This window comes from Inquilinus sp. OTU3971, assembly GCF_038440215.1.
Genome location: NZ_JASATH010000431.1, coordinates 1 through 670, shown reverse-complemented (window position 1 = coordinate 670; position 670 = coordinate 1). Strand labels below are relative to the sequence as shown.

Annotated in this window: 1 protein-coding gene; it reads right to left on the bottom strand. The window is 69.9% G+C overall.

Going from position 1 to position 670, the window contains the following annotated elements:
- The coding region (locus AAHM41_RS40290) for a hypothetical protein (protein WP_342242272.1) at positions 1–405 on the bottom strand (405 nt) is incomplete at its 3' end.
- Positions 406–670 lie beyond the last annotated feature (265 nt).

Below are 670 nucleotides of genomic sequence, written 5' to 3'. Positions count from 1 at the left end.
GTGCGACTTGCCGGAGCCGCGGCCGCCGAACGCGGCCTTGTAGCGCGACGGCTCCAGCAGCGGCTCGAAGACGGGGGGCAGGCCGGGCGGGGGCAGGGCGGCCGGCGGCTCGTCCAGGTCGCGGAACTCCCGATAGGCCTGGTCCAGCCCCAGCCGCAGCCGGTCGGCGCGGCCTTTGCTGGCGCCAGGACGCAGCCGGGCCTCGGCCGTGCCGGTCAGCCGGCGCATCGCTCTCGGTCCAGGCTTCCCCCGGCGTCGCCGCCCGGCCGCCGCCTCCAGGCACTGGATCAGGATCCTGTTCGGCATGGCCCGCCGCCTGGTGGTGCCGCGATGGAAGCGGGCGAAGTCGCCGCGCCGCCGCACGGCGAACCCGGTCCAGCCCGGCTTGCGTCTCACCCTCCGCATGTCGACCTCGCATGAAAAAGCCCGCCGCGGCGGGGCCGGGCGGGCGCAACTCTTCGACTCTGCCTGAATCATGCGGTTCGACGCAGCATCGTGTCAAGAACAAAGATAGAACATCCGCTCGGGCGATCACGCCTGCCGCGGCCCGACGGGTCGGTCGGAGCCAGTAAACACTTTGTTTGCTTGTATTAATTTGTGACTGCGTTCATGTTATGTTCTATGAACAAGGCGCAGACCGATTCGGCCACAGAGGCCTCGGCCGCTCCGC